Below are 3,267 nucleotides of genomic sequence, written 5' to 3' on the forward strand. Positions count from 1 at the left end.
CGTGGAGGCGATGCCGCGCGAGCTCGACGTCTCGTTCCTCGCCGTCGACGAGATCCAGATCGGCGCCGATCTCGAGCGCGGCCATGTCTTCACCGACCGCATCCTCAACCGCCGCGGCCGCGACGAGACGCTGCTGCTCGGCGCCGCTACCATGCGGCCGATCATCGAGAAGCTGCTGCCGGGCGCCTCGATCGTGACGCGGCCGCGGCTGTCGCGGCTCGAATTTGCCGGCGACCGCAAGATCACGCGCCAGCCGCGCCGCACCGCGATCGTCGCCTTCTCCGCCGACGAGGTCTATGCGATCGCCGAATTGATCCGCCGCCAGCATGGCGGCGCCGCGGTCGTGCTCGGCTCGCTGTCACCGCGCACCCGCAACGCGCAGGTCGCGCTCTTCCAGTCCGGCGATGTCGATTATCTCGTCGCCACCGACGCGGTCGGCATGGGGTTGAACCTCGATGTCGACCATGTCGCCTTCGCCTCCGACCGCAAATACGACGGCTATCAGTTCCGGCGGCTGAACCCGGCCGAGTTCGCACAGATCGCCGGCCGCGCCGGCCGTGCCACCCGCGACGGCACGTTCGGAACCACCGGCCGCTGCGCGCCGTTCGAGCCGGAGCTCGTCAACGCACTGCAGAACCACACCTTCGACACGGTGAAAGTGCTGCAATGGCGCAATTCGAAGCTGGATTTCGCCTCGCTGGGCGCGCTGCAGGTGTCGCTGGCGCTGCCGCCCGGTCACGAGGCGCTGACGCGGGCGCCGATCGCCGAGGATATGCGCGTGCTCGAGCACGCCGCGCGCGACCCCGAGGTGCGCGAGATGGCGCATGGCGCAACCGCCGTGGAGCGGCTGTGGGAGACCTGCCAGATTCCCGACTATCGCAAGATCGCGCCGGCCGCGCATGCCGAACTTGTGACGACATTGTTTGGTTTCCTGATGCGCAAGGGGAGGATACCGGACGGCTGGTTTGCAACCCAGGTCGATCAGGCCGATCGCATCGACGGCGATATCGATACGCTGTCGGGCCGGATCGCGCAGATCAGGACCTGGACCTTCGTTGCCAACCGTCCGGACTGGCTGGCCGACCCCGACCATTGGCAGGGGATCACGCGCAACGTCGAAAATAAATTATCGGACGCGTTGCACGAACGCCTCACGGAGCGTTTCGTTGATCGGCGTACCAGTGTATTGATGCGCCGCTTGCGGGAGAATGCGAGTTTGAACACCGAGATCGGCAAGACCGGCGAAGTCATCGTCGAGGGGCACACGATCGGCCGCCTCGACGGTTTCACGTTTGCGCCCGACGCGGCGGAAGCGGGCTCCGACGCCAAGGCGCTGCAGGCCGCGGCGCAAAAGGCGCTGGCCGGCGAGATCGATGCGCGTGCCGAGAAGCTGGCCTCCAGTCCCGACGAGCATTTCGTGCTCGCCTCCGACGGTACCCTGCGCTGGACCGGCGATGCAGTAGCGAAGCTGGTTGCGGCCGACGATGCGCTGCACCCGCGGCTGCGCATCATTGCCGACGAGCGCCTGACCGGCGCTTCGCGCGAGAAGGTCGAGGCGCGGCTGCAGCTCTGGCTGAAGACGCATGCCGAGAAGCTGCTCGGCCCCCTGTTCGAACTCGCCAAGGCCGAAGACATCACCGGCATTGGCCGCGGCATCGCATTCCAGCTCGTCGAGGCGCTCGGCGTGCTGGAGCGCAGCAGGATCGCGGCCGAGATGAAGGATCTCGATCAGCCTGCGCGCGCCACCTTGCGCAAATATGGCGTGCGCTTCGGAGCCTATCACATCTACCTGCCGGCGCTGCTCAAGCCCGCGGCGCGCGCGCTCGCCTCGCTGCTCTGGCTGCAGAAGCACGACAATGTCGATGCGCAGGCGCTGTCGGGCGCGCAGCATATGGCGAGCAGCGGCCGCACCTCGTTTCCGGTCGACAAGACGCTGCCGCGCGACGCCTATCGTGTGCTCGGCTATCGGCAATGCGGCGAGCGCGCGGTGCGCGTCGACATCCTGGAGCGGCTCGCCGACCTGATCCGCCCGGCGCTGGCCTGGCGCGAGAATGCGGTGGGCGAGAAGCCGCCGGGCGCCTTCGATGGCCGCGGCTTCGTGGTGACGCAGGCGATGACGTCGCTGACCGGCTCGGCCGGCGAAGATTTTGCCTCGGTCCTGCGCGCGCTCGGCTATCGCATGGAGAAGCGGCCGCCGCTGCCGCCGAAGCCCGCGCCGGTCGAGGTGCCCGCGGCCGAACCTGTGCCGGCGGAAGCCGCAAGCGACGCGCCGCCGGCCGCCGCCGGCGAGGCACCAAGCGAAGCTGCGAGCGAAGGCGTGACCGAGGTGGCCGTCGACGCGCCGGCGGAGGCGATCAGTGCGGCCACGGTGGAGATCGTCGACCACGCGTCGGCAGATGTTGCTGCCGAAGCGTCGTCGGAAGCCGCCGAGCCTGCGGCGGAACCGACGGCCGTGGAAGCCGCGCCGCCGGAGGCGGAGCCCGCGGTTTCCGTCGAGGCGCCTGCGGTCGTTCCCGAGCCGTTCGTGGCCGAAGCCACGCCGGAGCAGCCGCCAGCACAGACGACCGCCGACGCAGCTTCGATCGAACCCGCCGCAACGGACGCCGTGGCCTCCGAGGCTGCCGCATTGCCAGAAACGACGGCGTCGCCCGAAGCGGCAGCCGCGCCGGCCGAGCCGGTGCTGGTCGAGGTCTGGCGCCCCGGTGGGCGGCAGGACGAGCGGCGGCCGCGCCATGAGCGCCATCGCCACCGTCATCAGCAAGGGCATGGGCATGGGCAGGCTTCTGCCGAAGGCGCGCAGCCGGGTGCCGCGGCGGCCGGCGAGGCGGGGCAAGGTCAAGGCGCCGGCGAAGGTGAAAGGCGCGAGCGGCATCGCCACCACGGCCGGCGCTTCGCCAAAGATTTCAACAAGGACTTCAACAAGGATTTCAACAAGCCGCGCGAAGGCGCGCCAGCCGAGGCCGCGGCTGCAGCGGGGTCGGCCGAAGCGCCGGCGCAGGAGCGCCGCAATGAGCGCGACCAGCATGGGCGTGGGCGCTTCGAGGGCAAGGGCCGTGACCGCGAGCGGGATCGTGATGGCGATCGCCGTCGCGACAAGTTCGAAGGCAAGGGCCGCGACCGCTCCGAGCGCGACAAGGGCGGCGGCCGCGAGCATGGGCGCGACAAGGGGCGTGACCGGCGCGACCGCGAGAGCGGTCCGTCGCTGCGGCCGTTCGCCTCCTCGGCGCCGCGCGAGCGCGAGCGGGCGATCGATCCGAACTCGCCGTT

Annotated in this window: 1 protein-coding gene; it reads left to right on the forward strand. The window is 70.0% G+C overall.

Annotated elements, in window-relative coordinates; translation table 11 throughout:
• Positions 1–3,267, forward strand: a 3,267-nt coding sequence (locus tag JOY90_RS22580) for a helicase-related protein (protein ID WP_291693328.1), incomplete at both ends; no start/stop codon positions are given.

Origin of the sequence: Bradyrhizobium sp. (assembly GCF_019242285.1) — a bacterium.
Taxonomy (GTDB): domain Bacteria; phylum Pseudomonadota; class Alphaproteobacteria; order Rhizobiales; family Xanthobacteraceae; genus Bradyrhizobium.